15 protein-coding genes are annotated in these 18,981 nt (G+C 71.0%); 6 read left to right on the plus strand and 9 right to left on the minus strand.

What is annotated here, in order from left to right; all coding sequences use genetic code 11:
* Positions 1 to 23 precede the first annotated feature (23 nt).
* Together ACFXI4_RS13800 and ACFXI4_RS13805 are read right to left on the minus strand one after the other, a co-directional pair.
* Complete coding sequence (locus ACFXI4_RS13800; protein WP_095856956.1) at positions 24 to 911, minus strand: TIGR03619 family F420-dependent LLM class oxidoreductase; 888 nt, start codon at positions 909 to 911, stop codon at positions 24 to 26.
* Between the two features lie 28 nt (positions 912 to 939).
* Positions 940 to 2,178, minus strand: coding sequence for a CaiB/BaiF CoA transferase family protein (locus ACFXI4_RS13805; protein WP_384990172.1), 1,239 nt, complete (start codon positions 2,176 to 2,178; stop codon positions 940 to 942).
* Positions 2,179 to 2,821: 643 nt separating this feature from the next.
* Between ACFXI4_RS13805 and ACFXI4_RS13810 the strand changes: the two genes are divergently transcribed.
* The 3 genes from ACFXI4_RS13810 (at position 2,822) to ACFXI4_RS13820 (ending at position 6,306) form a co-directional block, all read left to right on the plus strand.
* Positions 2,822 to 3,700 carry an ABC transporter substrate-binding protein gene (locus tag ACFXI4_RS13810; RefSeq protein WP_384990174.1) on the plus strand — a complete coding sequence of 293 codons (879 nt, stop codon included), beginning with the start codon at positions 2,822 to 2,824 and terminating at the stop codon, positions 3,698 to 3,700.
* 40 nt (positions 3,701 to 3,740) lie between these two features.
* Complete coding sequence (locus ACFXI4_RS13815) at positions 3,741 to 4,043, plus strand: muconolactone Delta-isomerase family protein (RefSeq protein ID WP_362714587.1); 303 nt, start codon at positions 3,741 to 3,743, stop codon at positions 4,041 to 4,043.
* A gap of 1,099 nt (positions 4,044 to 5,142) precedes the next feature.
* Positions 5,143 to 6,306 (plus strand): VanZ family protein, encoded by a 1,164-nt coding sequence (locus ACFXI4_RS13820; protein ID WP_384990176.1) that lies wholly within the window; start codon positions 5,143 to 5,145, stop codon positions 6,304 to 6,306.
* 67 nt (positions 6,307 to 6,373) lie between these two features.
* Here ACFXI4_RS13820 and ACFXI4_RS13825 read toward each other — a convergent pair whose 3' ends face one another.
* The 3 genes from ACFXI4_RS13825 to ACFXI4_RS13835 form a co-directional block, all read right to left on the minus strand.
* A complete protein-coding gene (locus tag ACFXI4_RS13825; protein ID WP_384990177.1) occupies positions 6,374 to 6,955 on the minus strand; it encodes a hypothetical protein in 582 nt (193 codons plus the stop codon).
* 11 nt (positions 6,956 to 6,966) lie between these two features.
* Positions 6,967 to 8,460, minus strand: a complete 1,494-nt coding sequence (locus tag ACFXI4_RS13830; protein ID WP_384990328.1) for a sensor histidine kinase — start codon at positions 8,458 to 8,460, stop codon at positions 6,967 to 6,969.
* 116 nt (positions 8,461 to 8,576) lie between these two features.
* Complete coding sequence (locus ACFXI4_RS13835) at positions 8,577 to 9,266, minus strand: response regulator transcription factor (RefSeq protein ID WP_362714599.1); 690 nt, start codon at positions 9,264 to 9,266, stop codon at positions 8,577 to 8,579.
* Positions 9,267 to 9,420: 154 nt separating this feature from the next.
* Between ACFXI4_RS13835 and ACFXI4_RS13840 the strand changes: the two genes are divergently transcribed.
* Complete coding sequence (locus ACFXI4_RS13840; RefSeq protein WP_384990179.1) at positions 9,421 to 10,323, plus strand: DUF3152 domain-containing protein; 903 nt, start codon at positions 9,421 to 9,423, stop codon at positions 10,321 to 10,323.
* A gap of 38 nt (positions 10,324 to 10,361) precedes the next feature.
* On the opposite strand, the gene ACFXI4_RS13845 is transcribed toward ACFXI4_RS13840, so the two are convergent.
* Together ACFXI4_RS13845 and ACFXI4_RS13850 are read right to left on the minus strand one after the other, a co-directional pair.
* Positions 10,362 to 11,063, minus strand: coding sequence for a hypothetical protein (locus ACFXI4_RS13845; RefSeq protein WP_384990180.1), 702 nt, complete (start codon positions 11,061 to 11,063; stop codon positions 10,362 to 10,364).
* A gap of 99 nt (positions 11,064 to 11,162) precedes the next feature.
* Positions 11,163 to 11,366, minus strand: a complete 204-nt coding sequence (locus tag ACFXI4_RS13850; RefSeq protein ID WP_190192812.1) for a cold-shock protein — start codon at positions 11,364 to 11,366, stop codon at positions 11,163 to 11,165.
* A 359-nt stretch (positions 11,367 to 11,725) separates the two neighbouring features.
* Here ACFXI4_RS13850 and ACFXI4_RS13855 point away from each other — a divergent pair, with 359 nt between their 5' ends.
* Together ACFXI4_RS13855 and ACFXI4_RS13860 are read left to right on the plus strand one after the other, a co-directional pair.
* Positions 11,726 to 13,456, plus strand: coding sequence for a PA14 domain-containing protein (locus tag ACFXI4_RS13855; protein ID WP_384990181.1), 1,731 nt, complete (start codon positions 11,726 to 11,728; stop codon positions 13,454 to 13,456).
* Between the two features lie 272 nt (positions 13,457 to 13,728).
* Entirely contained in the window at positions 13,729 to 14,382 is a 654-nt protein-coding gene (locus ACFXI4_RS13860) for a class I SAM-dependent methyltransferase (RefSeq protein ID WP_384990182.1), read from the plus strand.
* Between the two features lie 10 nt (positions 14,383 to 14,392).
* On the opposite strand, the gene ACFXI4_RS13865 is transcribed toward ACFXI4_RS13860, so the two are convergent.
* On the minus strand, positions 14,393 to 14,806 hold the full coding sequence (locus ACFXI4_RS13865) for an XRE family transcriptional regulator (protein WP_384990184.1): 414 nt from the start codon (positions 14,804 to 14,806) through the stop codon (positions 14,393 to 14,395).
* 425 nt (positions 14,807 to 15,231) lie between these two features.
* Positions 15,232 to 18,969 carry a S8 family serine peptidase gene (locus tag ACFXI4_RS13870; protein WP_384990185.1) on the minus strand — a complete coding sequence of 1,246 codons (3,738 nt, stop codon included), beginning with the start codon at positions 18,967 to 18,969 and terminating at the stop codon, positions 15,232 to 15,234.
* Between the last annotated feature and the right edge of the window lie 12 nt (positions 18,970 to 18,981).

Here is an 18,981-nt window from a genome sequence, read left to right on the forward strand (position 1 = left end):
ATCGGCTCTCTTTCGTTCGGGCCTCAGGGGAGGCGGTGCGCGGTCGGCAGGACCGCCTCGGCGAGGGCCTGCAGCTCCTCCATCGCGGAGTCGAGCGTGGCGTGCTCGAACGAGGTGTCGCAGATGAAGTGCGTGACGCCGAGGTCGCCGTACGCCTCGATCGTCTCGGCGTTGTAGGGCGCCTTGCGCAGCGGGCGCGCGGTGAGCGTGATCTCGCTCATGTCACGGCCGGCCTCCGCCACGTACGACTTCAGCGTGGCGAGGTAGCCGGCGTAGTCCTCCGGGCCCACGGCCAGCGGGTGCCAGCCGTCACCGATCGCGGCGATACGGCGCAGCGACGCCTCGCTGTAGCCGGCGAACCAGACCGGGATCGTGCCCCGCACGGGCTTGGGGAACATCATGAAGTCGTGCAGGTTGTAGAAGTCGCCGTCCCAGGAGACCTCGTCCTCGGTCCACATCTGGCGCATGGCCTTGACCATCTCGGTCACCCGGCGGCCGCGGTCCTTGAAGGGCGCGCCCAGCGCCTCGAACTGCTCCTTCATCCAGCCGACGCCGATGGCGACGGACAGCCGGCCCTTGGACAGGACGTCGATGCTCACGAGCGTCTTCGACGTCTGCACCAGCGGGCGCCAGGGCAGGATCAGGCAGGACGTACCCAGCTCGACGGTCTCCGTCGCGGCCGCGGCCCAGGTCAGCGCGGTGAGGCAGTCCAGGTAGGGGGTTTCGGGCGCCCAGAGGAACTTGCCGTCGGCGGTGTACGGGTAGGCCGTCTCCACCTTCGTGGGCAGGGCCACGTGGTCAGTCATCCACAGCGAGTCGAAGCCGATCTTCTCCGCGTAGCGGGAGACCTCGCTGATCGCGTCCGGTCCGGCCCAGGGACCGGCGCCGGGGATCCTGATACCAACCTTCATGTGATGCTCCTGTCAGGACGTTGTGTGTTCAGCGGACGACGCGCGCGGCCAGCAGCCGTGCGATGTCTTGGTCGTTGTGTCCGAGCTCCTTGAGAAGCTCGGCGGTGTGCTCGCCCAGGGCGGTCGGCGGACGCTCCACACGGCCCGGAGTGTCCGACAGCTTGATCGGCAGGCCCGGTACCCGGACCTCGCCGAGTGCCTCGCTCTCCAGGCCGACGACCATCTCGAGCGCGCGGATCTGGGGGTGCTCGACGGCCTCGTCGTACGCGAGGACCGGGGCGCAGATGATGTTCTGGTCGGTGAGCAGGGTGACGATGTCGTCGCGGTCGCGCTCGGCGAACCAGGGAGCGAGCACCACGTCGAGTTCCTCGCGGTGGGCCAGCCGGCTCGCCGCGTTCGTGAACCGCTCGTCGTCGAGCAGGTGCTCGGCGCCGGCCGCCTTCGCGAACCGCTCGAAGTGCCGGTCGTTGAAGGCGACGATGTGGACGGCCCCGCCGTCGCGTGTCGCGTACGCGTTGTACGGCGCGTAGAAGTTGCTCGCGTTGCCGACGCGCGGTGCCACGTAGTCGGCCAGCATGTACTGGCCCAGCCACGGTGACTGAAGGTGGAACAGCGAGGCCACCAGTGACACCGAGCCGTTCTGGCCGGCTCCGGTCTTCTGCCTGGCGAAGAGTGAGACCAGGGCCGCGATGGCGACAAGGTATCCGGCCGAGCTGTCGGCGACCGGCGGGCCGGCCTTGATGCCGCGGCCGTCGGGGTCCCCGGTGCCCTGGATCATGCCGGTGAGTGCCTGGGCGACGGGATCCAGCGCGGGCCGGCCGGCCGACGGGCCGCTGTCACCGTAGCCGCTCACGTTCAGGCAGATCAGGTGGGGGTGGCGCTCCCGGAGCTCCTCGTCGGTCAGGCCGAACTTGGCACGCACCGCGGGCAGCATGTTCTCGATCAGCACGTCGGCGCCGGCGCACAGCTCGTGGAAGAGTTCCCGGCCCTCCTCCGTGCGCAGATCAAGTGCGATCGCCCGCTTGTTCCGGTTGACCCCGGCGTAGACACCGCTCATACCGTCCCGGCCGGGGCCGAACGTACGGGACTCGTCCCCCGCGATGGGCTCCACCTTGACCACGTCGGCACCGAAGTCAGCCAGGATCGACGCGCCCAGCGGGCCCGCAACCATCGTTGCGGCGTCGATCACCCGCGTTCCTGCCAGAGCCCGCACCTGCTGAGTCATCTTTGACCACCCGTGTTCATTATCTCGAACTCGCGCCAGCATTTGGAACGACCATAGGTAGGGTGTTCACCGGCGTCAAGACTCACCTGGGGACTTCCTGAGGAGGCGTCCTCACCCCGGGGACCTGACACCGGCACGTCGAGGACCGGACCGCAGGGCCGGCGCGCAGACGTGACACATCGCCAAATCGCTTCACCTGACGGCAACTTGGAGTTGAACTCATGGCACATCACGGGAGAGCGGCAAAGCACCCCGACCGGGCCCGGAGGGGCCGCGAAGAGACCTCGGCCGACGGAAGTCGATCAAGGAATCCGCCGCCCGCCGGGAACTTCGCTCGCACGTTCGGCCATGCCGGAGACGGCGTGTACAGTGCTGCCGATCACTCACACCCCCGGGAATGGCCCCGCTCTGCCGCCGTCGCCATGCCGTGCGGGAGATCCTTCGGCACCCCGGAATTCCCGGCTTTCCGGCGCCCCGCACGATCGGCGGCCGGCTCGCCGGGTCCACCCCCATCCGCACAGCGGGCATGTGACGCATTCCACACCAGAAGCGGCATTTCGGTCGGATCCCTACAGGACGTCCCTGTAGCGACACGCCGTCCCGGACCCACCTCCGCCGGGCACTCCCGGATGCGACCGGCGGGCGGACCGCGTCCAGAACACAGCCACCTCCGAGGAAGGCGCTCATGCACACGATCGATCTCGCCTACGTGGGGCGCGGACCCCATGAAGAGCTGGTCACCTACATCGCGGACCAGCAGGACTTCTACGCCGACGCCGGTGTCCACGTCGCCGTGCGGGACGGCTCGGTCTGGGACCCGGAACGGCTGCGCCGCGGGGCCGTCATCGGGCTGGGCCGGACTCTGCTGTCCCGGCTGGTCGGCGGCATCCCCTGGGTCGCGCTCAATGTGAACACCCAGCGGCCCCAGTTCTGGTTCCTCGCCCGTCCCGGCCTGGACTCGTTGGCCGACCTGGCCGGGAAGCGTCTGGCCGTGCATCCGCCCCACACCGGGCCCGGCTGCTTCACCCGCATCATGCTGCGCCAGGCCGGACTGGACCCGGACCGCGATGTCGAGACCGTCGTCCGTGCCCCCGGCGACTACGGCATGGACCTGCGCCGGCTGCGCGAGGGCACGATCGACGCCGCGGTGGTGGGTGACGCCCTGGCGCCGGAAGCCGTGGCGGCCGAGAACGTCTGGAAGGTGCTGGCCTTCGCCGGTGACCTCTTCCAGATCCCCACCGTCGGTGTGTCCGTCGACCCGACCCACACCGATCCGGAGGACCCCGCGGTCCAGGCCGTCGTGCTGGCCCACCGGCGCGCGCTACGGGTGATCCGGGACGAACCCGACACCACGGTCAGGTATCTCCAGGCCTTCCTCAACGGACACACGCAAGAGGAAGTCCGGGCGCATTACGAGAGGTTCATCGCGCCGTCGTTCGGCATCGACGGGCAGGCGGACCTCGTCACCGCCGAGAAGGCCGTCCAAGCGGTCGCCGCCGAGCTGGGCGTGCCCGCCACGTTCACCGCGGCGGATTTCTACCGCACCGCACCCACCACGGCTTAGGCCGCGGTGTCTTGTCGCAGCACTACAGAGAGGCTGGCTTGTGAAAGAGTTCCTGATCGAGGTCACCACCAACATTCCCGAGGGAACCGAGGCGGCCGAAGTCGACCGCCGTCGCGCCGCGGAGGCCGCCCGGGCCGTCGAGTTGATCGCCTCGGGCCACCTGGTCCGGATCTGGCGTCCGGTGGGTGAGATGCGCAGCATCGCCCTGTGGCGGGCCAACGACGAGGCCGAGTTGCGTGACGAGATCCTGAGCACCTTGCCGCTGTGGTCCTGGATGACGTCCGTCGTCACCCCTCTGGAGTCACACCCGAGCGACCCCGGCAAGGCGGACGCGACCGTCTGACGTCCGGGCTGCTCCGTGCGCCCGTCCCCGCACAACCTCCGGCCGCCCGGCTGCGGTCGCAGCGGTCGGCGGGTGTGCGGGGCAGCGCGTACCCGCGGGCAGATCGTCCGCCGCGCCCGGCATGCGCCGCGCGAAACAGCCGTGCAGAGCGGCCGAGTAGTTCTCGACAAGCGGCGTGAAGGCGGCGGGGATCGTCGGCGGCCCTGGACAGCTGGGCGTCACCGGCACGATCGCCGTGTTCCTCGTCATCTGGTTTCACGGCATCTCCGTCCCCGGCTGCCGAGCGTCATCTCACCCTGTACTTGTCGGCCGCCGCCCCATGCGTTCACGGCGGACCCACCCGCCTCGCCGCGGAACGCCCATGCCGGTGAGCCGAAGGGTGTGGCACGGGGCCGTGAGGTGCCGGGCCGCGGTGCGGTGGAGCCCGTCAGCGGCAGGCTGACGGAACCACAGGATCCGCGGTGCCACCTGCGTCGGCGTCGGAGCCACCCGTGTCGCCCGGCGCGGCCGCTGCCCCCTGAGGTACGTCGAGTGCGACGAAGCTCTTGGGATGCCGTGCCCTGCGGAAGATCTCCCCTGCGTTGACGATGTCGACGGTGGCGCCGGCCGGTGAATGCAGGACAAGGAGAGGCAGGTGCAACTCCCTTGTCCGGTCGTGCAGACGAGCGTGTCGGACGTTGTCGACGGACGCACGCTCGAGGACCGGCCTTCTCCCGCCGACGAACCACTCGTGCGTCCCTTGGCCCAGAACACGGTCCAGGACGGCGTCGTGCTGTCTCTCGACGTGCCTGGGGTCCACCGGTGCCCCGATCGTGGCGACCGCGCGGACGCCGGTTGCCTCGGCCGCCGCGGCGATGACAGCGGCCCCCTCCCCAGGAGTGCCCCACCAACGGTGTGCTCGCCGCCGGCCGGCCCCTGCTCTCCGCCGCCCAGAACGCACACCGGACCGGCCGCCCGGACGGGTTCGATACCACCGACGCTGTTACAGCTTGGTCGTGAACTGAGCCCGAAGCCATCACCTGCGGGAGCCAGGGTGATCTCCGACGCGCCCGATCGCGCGCCCTCGACCGATCCCCTCCCGCTTTCGAAAGGCACGGCCTTGCTCGCTCTCGTTTTCGGAGGCCACCTTCTCTACCTCCTCCTCGTCGCCCTGGTCTCCGCCGCGGTACTGGGGAGCGTCGCGTTCGCGCTGCGTGGCCGGTCCGACCGGCCCTGGACCTACGCGGCATGGGCGGCCACCACGACGGCAACCCTGCTCCTGACGCTCTGGTTCAGACCCGTCGGGACGGGCTATGTGCGCTGCACCGTGAGCAAGGACGTGTGGGAGTCGTTCGGGACGACCCAAGGGTGGATGAACGTCGCCCTGTTCGTGCCCATCGGCTTCCTCGGCGTCCGAGCGGCCCGGCGTCCGCTCCCGCCGTTGCTGCTGTCGGTCCTCCTGGCCTGCGGGATCGAGACCGTCCAGGCCTGTGTCCCCGTGATCGGCCGTTACTGCGACGCCGGCGACCTCATCACCAACGTGGCCGGCGCGGTCGTGGGCGCGGCCGCCGCGGTGGTCTCCCTCCGTCTCGCCGGCTCGACGCCGCCGCCCTGGCCCAGGCGTCACCGCACGCTCCAGGTCACGACCGGGCTGGGATTCCTCGCCGTCGCCGTCGTGCTGAGCACGGTCGTCGACGTACGGGTCGTCGACCACGCCGAGCCGAGCAGACAGGCCTCCGCGGGCCAGCGGGCGGTGGTGGGGCAGGCGATCCGCCAGGCACTGGGCGACGGCGTGAGGATCGGCCGCGTCATGGACGACACACCGTGCGGGATCGACGGCCTGAACGAAGAGGTGTGGGCGGAGCTGGAACCCAGTGCGGTCGCCGTCATGAACTGGCCCGCCCCGGACCGGTTCCGCATCGACGTGATGACCAGGCTCGGGTCCGACGCCGCAGCGAGCGGAATACCCATCCCGGGCTCTCCCGGGCACGTCCGCGACACGGCCACCGCCGAGCTGGCCGCGGGCGAGTACGTGGCCGCGCACTACCCCACCGCCGACACGAAGCAGCCCTCGGTGGACCGGACCGACGACGGCGCGGGCGGGACGTGGACCGTGTCGTACCCCTACCGCGACGACCGCATGCGGGCCGTGACCTCACTCGCGGTGACGGTGAATCCGGCCGGGCGTCTCCTCGGCGTCCAGCTGACCGCGACCGCCGACACCGGCCCGGACAAGGGGTCCGCAGAGGGGTGCGGGCGTAGCGGCGGGTCATCGGTGCGCTGACAGCGCGTCGCACCCGACCGCCAGGACCCCCGCACGAGGTCCGGGAGGAGAACGGTCGCTGCTGCCGCTACGACGGGAGCAGGTGGGGGCACGAGCTTCCGGACAGGTTTGTCGTCCATCCGCTCCCGCTCACCCTGACTTTCGTGCGGGCCAGGGAATCCTGGCCGTTGTCGGAAGGGACAGCCGCGGAGGCGCCCCCGCTCGGGCTGCCCACGGGCTTCGCGACCAGCGGGCCGGCGACCGCGGCCAGGGTGCATGTCAACTGCATCAGGGCCAGCTTGCCCAGGTGGCCTGCCTCTTCGGGCAGTCGAACGGTCAGGACTCTGCTGCCGTCGATCGTCACCTCCGGCGCGCCGGCCAGGCGGGGCAGGTTGGTGGTGGCCGACGAGGACTCCTGCCCGATGGGCCCGGCGAACAGCATGTCCAGGACGGACTGGACATCCGTGGGGGTCACGGTCTTGCGCGGATAGGGCTTCAGCGCACCGTCGTGGACGAAATAGAGGGGGATGACGGTGGCCGTCGTGGGCTCCGCGCCGCCGGGCGGGAAGATGCCGCTCGCCGCCGGGCCTGCCTGGATGACGCCGGACGGGGGGACCCCGCACCCCGCCAGCGTCAGCCCGGCCACGAGCCCGGTCAGCAGCGCCGTCACGCGCGAGCGCCTCACCGGGCACCCGCGAACGCGTTGTGGTCGGGGGCCGGGGACTCGCGGCGCAGGGGGAGTTCGACCGTGAACGCCGCCCCGCCCCCGGGGAGGTTCGACGCGCTGATCCGTCCGCCGTGCAGGTGCACGTTCTCCGCCGTGATGGCCAGGCCGAGCCCGCTGCTCTCACTCCTGGCCCGCGAGGCCCCGGCCTTGTAGAAGCGCTCGAAGATGTGCGGCATCGCCCCCTCGGCGATCCCGGGTCCGCTGTCGGTCACCTCGATGACGGCCCACGCCACGTCCGCCCCTTCCTCGCGCACCCTCATGGTCAGCCGCACCGGTGGCGCCCCGTGCCGCAACGCGTTGCCGACCAGATTGGCCATGACGACATCGAGGCGGCGCGGGTCCACCCGTGTCCGGACGGCACCGGGTGCGGGCAGGTGGGTCTCCACCTGGTCCTGCCAGCCGCGGGCGGCGAGGGTGCGCCGTACGGACTCCGCCAGGTCGACCTCGTCCAGGTTGAGCCTGATCACACCCGCGTCGAAGCGTGAGATCTCCATCAGGTCCTCCACCAGTGCGCTCAGTCGTGTGGTCCCCTCGCTGATGAGCCGCAGGGCGTCACCGGTCTCCCGGTCGTGCCGCAGCGCGTTCTCGTCCAGCACGTCGGTGAGCGCCGCCATCGCGGTGAGCGGCGTCCGCAGTTCGTGGGAGACGTCCGCGGCGAAGCGGCGCGCCCGGGCTTCCATGCGGCGCAGTTCGGCGACCGAACGCTCCAGCGCGGCCGCCGTGTCGTTGAAGGACTGCGAGAGCTCCGCCAGTTCGTCGGAACCGTTGACGGCCAGGCGGACGTCGAGATGCCCCTCGGCCATCCGGCGCGTCGCCCGGCCCAGCGCCCGCACGGGACGGAGCACACCGCCGGCGGCCAGCAGCGCCAGGACGACGGCGAGGGCCAGCGCGACGACGGTGGCACGCTCGATGCCGCTGACCATCGCCTGGACGTAGCCCTCCTCGGCGTCCTGCGACACCACCAGGTACATCGCCGTTCCCGAGAGCCGGGACTTGCCTTTGGCGCTGTCGTAGGTGATCGGCGTGCCGACGACGAGCCAGGGACGGCCGTCGACGTTGACCCGCTGGAAGACGGTGGCGCTGGTGGTGGCCACGGTCCGGCGCAGGTCCGGGCTCAGCTCCTGGAATTCGGCGCTCGGCGCCCAGGTGCGGAGGCTGCCGTAGGTGGCCATCACCCGCCAGCCCTGCGACGGGTTGTCGTAGAGCACGCGGTTCACCGCCGCCTGGAGTTCACTCTGGTCAGGTGTGGCGGAGATGTTCGGAGCCGCGCTCTCGACGCTCTTGCGGAACTGCTTGATCACCGAGTCCTGGCTCTGCTGGAGCACGCCCGTGCGCGCCTCGCGGAAGGCCAGGGCCCCGGTGCTCAGGGCGCTGACGACGGCCACCAGGACGAAGGCGGCCACCAGGCGGGCGCGCAGTCCGCGCAGCGGAAGCGGGATGCGGGCCAGGAGCGCCCGGAAGAGCCGCACGGGCCTCGTGCCCCGTTCGGCCGGCGCGGAATCGTGCTCACCCACGGCCGGGCCCGCGACTTCGGTCCTTCGCGCCTGTGCGCCCCTCTCGCCGTTCACGGGGAGACGAACCGGTAGCCGAAGCCGCGTACGGTCTGTATGTACTGGGGATCTCCGCTCAGCTCACCCAGCTTGTTGCGGAGCCGCTTCACACAGGCGTCCACGAGTCGTATGTCGCCGTGGTAGCTGTGCTCCCAGACCGCTTCCAGCAGGTGCTGGCGACTGAAGGTCCGGCCGGGCGAGGCCGACAGGGTCAGCAGCAGCCGAAGCTCCGAGGGGGCGAGCGCGACGGGTGAGCCGTGGTTCGTCACCACGAGTCCGGCCCGGTCGATGACCAGCGTGCCGTGCGACTCCGCCCTGGGACGGACACCGTCGGCGAGCGGCTGGCCCTGTCTGCGCAGTACGGCCCGTATGCGCGCGTCGAGCACCCGGGCCCGTACGGGCTTGACGACGTAGTCGTCGGCACCGGCCTCCAGCCCCACGACCACGTCGATGTCGTCGCCCTTGGCCGTCACCATGATGATCGGCACCTGGTCGCGGCCCCTGATCCGGCGGCAGACGTCGAGGCCGGACATGCCGGGCAGCATGAGGTCCAGCACCACGACGTCCGGGCGGAAGGGATGGAGCTGTTCCAGACCCTCTTCGCCCGTCCCGGCGGCCATGACGTCGTGACCCTGATGCCGAAGCGCCAAGGTGACGGCGTTACGGACATCCGGGTCGTCTTCGACAATAAGGACTCGCGACACCTCGACAGTGTAGGCGGATCGTTTTCGACGGCCGCTCCGGAAAAGGGGCCCCCTGCGGGCTTGTGGCAGAACGGTCATAAACAGAATCGACCGTTATCCCTTCGTGATCATCCGAACCTATGGCGATCATCTGGAATGACCAGTTTGAGCTGCCATGTATTCGGCACGAGAGCGGGAATCCGCACCGCCCACCGATGGCGCCGCCTCCCACCGCAACCGTCCTCCCAAGGGGAGCCGGCGTCGTGGGCGTCACCAGTCGTCACGCCGCCGGAGCGGTCCACGCCGCCTCGGCCGGCGTTCCCTGATCTTGGCGCTGGCGGCCGCCGGCCTGTTCGGCTCCGCGGCGTTCTTCGTGAACGGCGGGCAAAGCGGAGCGCCGAGCGGTTCGGCGCCCGCGCGCATCGCGAAGCACGTCACCCCCTCGCCCAGGCACACTCCCACGCCCTCCCCCACGCCTCCCCCGACTCCTACCGAGATCGACGTCCCTCCGACGGGCAGCGGCGCCTTCGTCACCGCGCGTGCCGGTGGCGCGAAGGTCGGCCGTGGCGCGCATCTGATCCGCTACGCGGTGCAGGTCGAGAGCGGACTCGACGTCTCACCGGGACAGGCTGCCGAGGAGATCGCCGGCATACTCGCCGCCCCCCGGGGCTGGACCCACAGCGGCAACAACTCGTTCCGGCTGGTGGGGACGGGTGAGCCGTACGACCTGATGATAAAGATCGCGACACCGGGGACGGCCGACGCCCTGTGCTGGGCGGGGATCCACCAGAGCACCCACGGCGAGTACAACTGCGAGATCCCCGGCGGTGTGGTGGTGAACCTCAAGCGCTGGGTCAGGGGCTCGCCCACGTTCGACGGCCCCATCCACGAGTACCGTGCACTGATCATCAACCACGAGATGGGTCACGCCCTGGGCCTCACCCACATGACCTGCGGGGGTCCCGGACAACTCGCACCGGTCATGATGCAGCAGATCAAGGGGCTGCACGGATGCGTCGCCAACGCCTGGCCGTACGACCGCAACGGCCGCTACGTCTCCGGACCGCACGTGCCCTGAGCGGGTCCCGGGATCAGGGCGAGCGCGGCCCGAGACGGTCAGCCGGGCTCGAGACACGCCTCGAGGGCCGTCCGCTGCCGGGCGGGCAGATGGTCACCCAGGGGAGTCCTGCGGGGGCTGCGCTCGCCTTCGCAGATCCAGCTTCGTTCGTCCTCGTCGAACGACCAGGCCTCCGCGCCCCACATGGGGTGCCCTTGGAGCAGACGTCCCGCCAACGCCCGGCTCCCCTCGGGAGCCCCGTGGGCGACGAGCGCCCGGCCCACGGCCGTCACGGCCTCCTCCGGAACCGCGGCGTCCCCGAGAACCGGCAGAAGGAGGAGAAGCCGGGCGTCGGGGTCGGTGACACCCGTGGCGCCTGGCGGTGCGTTCAGCAGCGCGGCGAGTTCGGGCCAGCACAGTCCGGGACCGATACGCTCCTGGTCGTCGCTGGCCAGGACGAGATCCCGGCTCCAGTCGGGATGCGTCAGGAAGTAGTCGGTGGTCGTGCATTCCTCACCGCTGTTGTAGTGCAGCACGATCGCGAAGCCGCCGACCAGAGGCACCGTGAACACCGGCCACGCCGAAGGATCGTGGAGCCGCTCCAGCATGGCGCCGGCGTCCCCCGCGTCGGAGCCGAAGTCCTCGGGGGCCGCGCCCCGGGACAAGTCCGCCAGGTGCGCCGGCCAGAAGCCCGGCTCCCGCAGGAGCGGATGCCCGTCCACGACGGGCGAGGAGGAGTACCAGTGCCGTGCCATCACCATGCCCGGATTCTCTCCGGGACCGGTGAGAACGGTTCGAAGCACCCCCGCACCGGTGTCCCGGGCCGACGGCGCACGGGACCCCGGAGACGGGGGCGGGCGTCAGCCGCGGACGATGTTCTCCGCCTGGGGGCCCTTCTGGCCCTGGGTGACGTCGAACGTGACGGGTTCGCCCTCGACCAACTCGCGGTACCCGTTGCCGGAGATGTTGGAGTAGTGGGCGAAGACGTCCGGTCCGCCGCCGTCCTGGGCGATGAAACCGAAGCCCTTTTCGGCGTTGAACCACTTCACGGTGCCGCTGGCCATACTGCCTCGTCCTTCTGTCTTGCCGGCGTCGCCGGCCGGGGTGCGGGTAGGCGTCTTCCGCTGCGGGAAGGCGCTCGGTGTCCGTCCTACCCCGGTCGGGGTTCAGTCATACGATCATCCCCCCACGGATCGCGGGCGCCTCGGGGCGGGTGCACCGGCCCGGCTCCGACGCGGCCCCCGACGCCGGCGGGCAGGACGCGCGCCTCGTGCCCCGGCAGCGGCGCGGAGACGCTTCTGGCGGACACTTCCGCCAAGCGGAGTCCTGGTGGGAGTAAAGATTCGTACAACCAACCCCCCACCTTGCGAGTCGTGATCATCACGGGCCGGAACGCCCGTCCCGATCAGGACCAGAGGGCCGAATGAACTCAACTCGACGATGCACGTTCACGGCGTCCGCAACCGCCGTCGTGCTCGCCACCGCCGGCGGGCTGCTCACCGTCGCCGCCGTCCCCGCGTCCGCCGTGGCGGCCTGCACCTCACCGGTGTACAAACGGCAGTTCTTCGCGAACACCACCTTCTCGGGCGCTGCGAAGCGGACCGACTGCGACAGCGCCATCGACGAGAAGTGGGGCGCCAAGGCGCCCGCCTCCGGCCTGCCGACGAACGACTTCGCGGTCCGCTGGAGTGTCACCCGCGACTTCGGCTCCGGTGGCCCCTTCACCCTCTCGCTCGCCGTCCAGGACGGCATCCGCGTCTACGTCGACACCTCCCGCAAGGTCGACCTGTGGAAGAACGGCTCGACGACGGTCAAGAAGACCGTCAACGTCACGATCCCGGCGGGCCGGCACACCCTGCGCGTGGACTACGCCAACTGGACGGGCTCGGCGAACGTCACGTTCGGCTACGCGCCCGACACCTCGACGACCGCCGACAAGGTCAGGCCGCTCGCACCGGCGGGCGCCTCGGGTTCGTACGACAGGACCGCGGGCAAGGCGAAGCTCACCTGGACGAAGAACAGCGAGATGGACCTCGCCGGGTACCGCGTCTACCGCCGCCTGAAGGGCGCGGCCTTCGGCAGCACTCCCCTGGCCACCACCACCTCCACCTCGTACACCGACACCCCTCCGGCCAGCGGCGACACGTACTACTACGAGGTCCGCGCCTACGACAGGGCCGGCAACGTCTCCGCGGGCTCCGCCGACCAGGCCGTGGTGAGCGCCGACCGCACCGCACCCGCCGTCCCCACCGCACCGGCCTCGGCCCCCGAGGCCGACGGTCTGCGGATCGGGTGGAGCGCGGTCGAGGGAGCGTCCTCGTACCGGGTCTACCGGGCGACCGGCGCCCAGGGGACGTACGCCCTCCTCGGCGGTACCGGCCAGGTGTCGTACGTGGACACCTCGGCCGCCGAGGACGTGGACTACTCCTACCGCGTGACCGCCCTCGACGCGGCGGGCAACGAGTCGGCGCGTTCCGTCCCCGTCGGCGGCACCCGCAGGGACCTCACCCCGCCCTCCGCCGTCACCGGGGTCACCGTCGTCCCGACCGAATACGGCTTCGCGGTGAACTGGGACGCCAACCCCACCCCGGACCTGGCGCGTTACGTGGTCCGCCGCGGCGAACTCTGGGGAGACGACGACGAGAAGGTGTGCTCCCTCTCCCCGGGCTACTACCTGCCGGCCGACACCACCTCGTACGCGTACACCACCCTCCCCGACGGCGAGGAGAGCTGCTTCGTCGTCGACGCCGTCGACGATGCCGGGAACTCCCACTTCCAGTGGACCGGCGAGGCCCAGATCGTGACCGCGACGGAGCTCGACATGACGCCGAGCGTCGCGACGCCCGAGGGCTCGCCTCTGCACCTGGAGGTGTCCGCGGCGGAGGGCTCCGTAGGAAACCGTCTGACGTGGTCCGGACCCGGTGCGGGCGGAGAAGGCGCCTCCGCGTCCGCACGGGGCTTCCGCGTCTACCGGTGGAACGCGGCCACCTCCGCCTACGAGAAGATCGACGAGGCGTCCGCCGGGACGTTCGAGTACGTCGACACGGGCGCCCGTCGTGGCACGACCAGCTACTACTGGGTGACGGCCGTGCAGTCCGACGGCACCGAGACCCTGCCCGCCGGCGACTGGGCGGTCACGGCTCCCGCGGCGTGACCTGACCGACGGCCGGACTCGATGGGAGGGTCCCCCGCATCCGAGCCCACGCATGACCGTTTCGGCGACCTCCGCACGGTGGGACCAGCGCTTTTGCCGACCCGGCAACGTTTGTGGCCGCGCCCGACGTTGCCGGGCAGGATTTCCGGTCTGGGCGCCCGGGTCGGCATCGACCGCCGGGTGGGGTCCCGTACCGGGACCGGCGGCGGGTGCGGCGGGGGACGCCGGGCACACCGGCGCCCCCGCTCCGCACCGTGGAAGGACGACGCCTCATGGGCACAGAGAAGACCTCACCGGCCGACGGGCAGGCCGCGATGTTCGAACCGGCGGGCTGGGACGCGCGGTACGCCGGGAAGGAGTCCGTCTGGCGGGGAACACCCAACCCGCAGCTCGTCGCCGTGGCCGAGGGGCTGCACGCCGGGCGCGCGCTCGACGTCGGCTGCGGTGAGGGGGGTGACGTGATCTGGCTGGCACGCCAGGGCTGGACGGTCACCGGCGCGGACTTCTCGGCCGAGGGTCTCGCGCGGGCCGCCCGGCACGCCGAGGAGGCCGGCGTGGCCGAGCGGACCGACTGGTGGCGTACCGACGCGCGGAACTTCGCGGCGGGCGGACGGACGTACGACCTGGTGACGACGCACTACCTGCACCCGGCGAACGGCGCGATGGTGGACGTGGTGCGGCAGCTCGCCCAGGCCGTCGCTCCCGGCGGGCGTCTCCTGGTGGTCGGGCACTCCCCCACCGCGCACTTCACCCAGCTCACCCAGATGCACCTGCGGGCCATGTTCCTGGCGGAGGAGCTGCTGCCGGGGCTGCCCGACGGGTTCGAGGTGCTCGCGGCGCAGCAGCGGCCCCGGACGCTCGTCCGGGACGGCGTGGACGTCGACGTCGAGGACTCGACGCTGCTCGCCCGCCGCCGCCCCGAGTAGCCGGCAGGACTCACCGTGACCGCGTGCGGCTCGGGGCCCTCTCCGGCAGCCGCGGTGTACCGGGCTGCGCGGCGGCCCTGAGCTGGAGCGGGGTGAGGTTCAGCACCCGCAGCAGGGCGGCCGTCTGCTCTGCGTCGCCGGTCCATGCGTTGCGTTCCTCGGCCCGCTCGTACCGAGCCGGCTCCATTCCGATCAGCTCAGCCAGCTTGGCCGTGGTGAACTGACGTATCAGGCGGAGTTCCATCAGCGTGCGCGGATCCTCGACCCCCATCAGATCCGCGGTGCGGCACCACAGCACGTCCGCGAGGGCGAACAGCTCGCGTTCCGTGGGTCGGTACTCCCCGACCTCCCATCCGTGGACCTGTGAGATGTCGACGGGGACCCCGCACGCGTTCATCTGCTCCGTCACCTGCTGAGGTGACATGCCCAGACTCTGCCTGGCCGACAGGGCGACGGCGGGCAGGAACGGCGGTCGATTCACGGGGCGGCCTCTCTTGTTACCGGGTGGTGCGGACCTGTGCCGACGAATCTCTGCCGTTGCGGTGCCGGTCCGGGAACACGCGACGTTCATGCCCCCCGCACAGGCACCCCGCGTGATCATGATGGCGAACACAGTGTCTCCACCACGTACATCTGCTCGCGACATATGCATCACACATGTGCACGATCGGCGCGCGCGCCTGCCCTGCCGGCCATCGCGTCCCTCCGCTTCGATGACCTGCGGGGCACACTCGCCATGATCAACAGGGCACTTGGCCGGCGAGCCGCGCGGCGTGGCGAACGGTCCGTCCGGGGTCGTGCGACCCCGGACGGACCGTTCGTCGTCCGCGCCTGGTCTTCGACTGCGTGTCAGCGCAGACCGAAGGCCCGGATCACCCTCTGGTGGACCGCGTTGGCCGCCGAGTCCTCGGCGCTCGCCCTGAGCGACACGTAGGACGCCCTCTTCGGGGCATCGAGGTGGTAGAGCCCGTCGTGATCACGGGTGACCCTGTGCCACGTCGTGCCGTCGTCGTAGGACATCTCCAGGGCGACCGCGCCGACCCGGCCGGTGCCGGCGGCACCCGGCAGGTGCGCGGCGGTGGCGGACAGGGTGTCGTGCCGTCCGGCCCGCCCGGCCGAGTCTGTGCCGACCTCGTAGTCGATCTGCAGCAGCGGAAGCACCGCCTCGGAGCCGTCAGCCGTCGCCTTCGAGGTGAAGTCCCACTCGGTACGGGTGCTGGTGGAGTACGGGGTGAACGGCACGTCGCGCTTGCCGGTGACGACCAGCCGGTACGGCAGCCTGCCGGCGCCGGGTGCGTCGCCCGAGACGTTCGTGAAGGTTCCCGTGCCCAGTTCCGTGGTGCCCTGGTAGAGGGTCTGCCGCTGCTCCGCTCCGCCGTCGATCTGGTTCATGCCGACGTGGTTGCGGCTGCCCCAGCCCGGGGTGTCGATGTACAGGTGGTCACCCCTGCGCGTGGGCAGGCTGTAGTCGTCGTTCAGGTAGGGCCGTTCGATCGGCTTGAACCACTCCTCGGACTGCGTACTGCCCGCCCGGTAGGAGGTCTTGGCACCGGCCTCGAAGACCAGGCCGTCCGCGTACGCGCTCTGGCTCCAGGTGTTGAAGGCTCCGGTGGAGACCCAGTCGGTGCGCTCGCCGCGCACCGGCTCCGGCATCATCGACCCGATGGCCCAGTTGTTGTAGGTGGGCCAGTCGAACCGGAACTCGCCGCCGGTGCTCCCGGGGGCCGGGCTGTCGAAGGTCTCGTCGACCCGGGCGAGGTTCTTGGAACCGCCCTGCACCACCATGTGGCCGGGGATCTCGTTGTGCCAGGTCTGGTCGAGGTCGTAGACGTACGGGCTCACGGGCGTGGAGCCGACCGTGACCGAGGCGCCTCGGGCCTGGGCCTGCCGGACGAGCTTCTCGCCCTCGTCGGTGCTGAGCAGGCCCACGTCGAGCCGGACGGGCGTCGAGCTGAACGGCGCGTTGTAGGAGCGGAAGCCGCGGCCGTCCACGTTGTTCACGACCAGCATGAGCTTCGCGCCCGCGGCCACCGCGGCGGATGCCTGGTCCATGTCGGACACGTCGTCGTTACGGCGTACCACCACGGCCTTGCCGCGCACGTCCAGGTGGGCGTAGTCGGTGGTCGCGCCCTGACCGGCGAAGACCAGCGGGAGCTTGGCGGTGCCCTTGGGCAGGGGGGTGACCCCGTCCTGGCGCAGCACGTCGGTGAAGTCGGTCGTCCTGGTGGAGACGGCCAGGGCGGGCTGCTCCTTGCGCCAGCGGGCCGCCAGGTAGAAGTCGCCGTGGGTGACCTTGTGGGTGGTCGGCTGGGCCCAGAGGCTGTCGTAGTTGGTCTGGGTCTCCATGTAGTCCCGCCAGTTCTGGCCGCCCATCAGGCGGGTGTAGTCCAGTCGCTGGTAGGTCGTCTCGGTCCGCTGAGGGGTCGTCATGTCGACTCGGTCGATCCTGGACGCGTCGAGCGTGACGGTCGTGTCGCGGTCCACGCGGACGTCGGGGTCGCCGAGCAGCGCCATGCCCCAGGAGTGGGGTCCGTGAACGCCCTGCACCGTCTTGAAGGACAGCACCGAGTAGACGTCGTTCGGCAGGTACATCTGCGCCGTGCCGGAGCCGTCGATCACCACGAACTGCGGGACGTCGTCACCTGACCTGAGCAGTTCGACCACGCCGGACATGGGCTGCCCCTGGGCGTCCTTGAACACCATGGTCAGCTTGTGCTGGACATCGCCGAGGGAGACGGCGGTGTGCGCCGCGGTCTTCCCGTCCGCGCTCTTCGCGACCACCTGGCCGGTGTACCGGCCGCCGGTGGTGACGCCCGAACCGTCGATGGTCACGGTGACACCGGCGGTACCGTGGGCCGGCACGGTCACCTGGGAGGCGGAGAGCCGGAACACCCCGGCGGGGGCGTGTGCCGCCTCGACGCTCAGCGCGAGCGTGACGGGCGTGCCGGTGGTGTTGGTGTACGTCACCGGGCGCCGCACGCCGTCGGCGGGGCCCTGCTGAACCTGCGCGGCGTACGCGGTCGCCGTGGCGAAGACTCCGGCGTGCGAGGCCGCGGCGACGTCGAGGCGGCCGCTGCCCGCCTGGAAGGCGTCGTACTGCGGGGTCTGCTGCGAGCTGCTGGTCAGCAGATCCTTCAGCTGGCTCCCGGTGAGGTCCGGATGAGCGGCGGCCATCAGCGCGGCGGCGCCCGCCACGTGGGGCGTGGCCATGGAGGTGCCGCTCATGGTCTGGTAGGCACCCTCGCCGTTGCCGTCGAACTGGGAGTTGGCCGCGAGGATGTCGACGCCGGGGGCCGTGATCTCCGGCTTCAGTGCGCCGTCCACGCGGGGACCCTGGCTGGAGAACCCGGCCAGGGTGTCGTCGGACCCGACGGCTCCCACGGTCAGCGCGTCGCTCGCCGCGCCCGGCGCGCTGACGGTGTCGGGTGCGCCCGCGTTGCCGGCGGCGACGACGAACAGCGCGCCGGTCTCGGCGCTGAGCGTGTCGACGGCCTGGCTGAGGGGGTCGGTCCCGTCGGAGGGCTGACCGTCGCCGAGGCTCATGTTGACGACCTTGGCGTGCTGGTCGACCGCGGCCCATTCCATACCGGCCAGGACCCATGATGTCTGACCGGACCCGGTGTCGTCCAGCACCTTGCCGATGTCGAGGCGGGCACCGGGGGCGACGCCCTTCTCCTTGCCGTCGGAGGCCGCGCCGCTGCCGGCGATGATGGACGCGACATGCGTGCCGTGGCCGAAGTGGTCGTCCGTGTTCTCGTCCGGTACGAAGCTCTGCCGGCTCGCGACCCGGTCCGCGAGATCGGGGTGTCCCGCGTCGACGCCGGTGTCCAGGACGGCCACGTCCACGCCCTGTCCGGTGTCGCCGTCCGCCCAGACCTGGGGGGCACCGATCTGCGCCGTGCTGTCGGCGAGGTCGGCGTGGACGAGGCCGTCCAGCCAGATGTGCGCGATCCCGTCGGCGAAGGCGGGTGCGGCGGACCGCTTGCGGGCTCCCGCTGTCGCCGCAGTCCCGGCCACGGACTTCCAGAAGTCCGCGGCGTGCGAGCGGTCCGCGGTGAGGGCGGCGCCGTTGATGCCGTCGAGGGTACGGACCCGGGTGGTCCCGTCGGGCAGGGCGGCGGCCTTGGCGCGGGCGTCGGCGGACCGCGTGTAGGAGACGATGAGCGGCAGCCGGTCACGGTGCGCGTCGTCGTACCCGTCGGCGATCATGGCCGTGATGTCGAACAACTGCCGGTCCAGGATGCCCTCGGCCACGTAGGGCAGCACGGACTCGGGGAACACGTACAGGTCGTCGTCCGACGTGAGGATGTGGGTCTGCACCGGACGCCCGTCGGCACCGCGGACACTGACGATGCCGCCGGTGCCGGAGCTCGCGCGGGTGGTGACCACGTCACCGGTGATCAGTGTGACGGAGTGGTCGCCGGCGGGGACCCGGTCGGACGTGGCTGCGGTGGACGGGGAGCCGACGGCGTCGGGACGGGCTGCCGAGGACGCGAGGGCCGTCGCCTCGTAGGGGCCGGCCAGCGCGAGTACCAGAGCGCCGGCGGCAACCGGCACACTCCAGCGTCTGCGGCGGTGTGCTTTCACAAGGTCTCTCCC

Origin of the sequence: Streptomyces sp. NPDC059224, assembly GCF_042754285.1 — a bacterium.
GTDB lineage: Bacteria > Actinomycetota > Actinomycetes > Streptomycetales > Streptomycetaceae > Streptomyces.